The sequence below is a fragment of the Rhizobium sp. SVR5-9E genome (assembly GCF_056755095.1).
In genome coordinates this window covers 1-232 of the sequence record NZ_JBNDHS010000810.1, presented here as the reverse complement: position 1 = coordinate 232, position 232 = coordinate 1, and the positions used below count along the sequence as shown (strand labels likewise).

Genomic DNA, 232 nt, shown 5'->3' with positions numbered 1-232 from the left:
CTGCTAATACAGATTGGCAGGACGAAATTTTTCGAACTTCAGTAACGAATGATATTAATGCATCTGTTTCAGGCAGTTTATTTGGCAAGGTGCCAACCCGTTTTTCGGTAGATCATCTCAATAATGACGGATTGTTGATTACATCAGGCTTTCAGAGAACGACCGGGAATATAGCAATCAGGCCTAGCTTTTTTGATGATCATTTAAAATTTAACCTTACCGGTACTTATTC

At 38.4% G+C, this 232-nt stretch carries 1 protein-coding gene; it reads left to right on the top strand.

The window, feature by feature from the left end; all coding sequences use genetic code 11:
* A partial coding sequence (locus ACPYOJ_RS37085; RefSeq protein WP_481420644.1) for a hypothetical protein occupies positions 1-232 on the top strand: 232 nt, incomplete at both ends.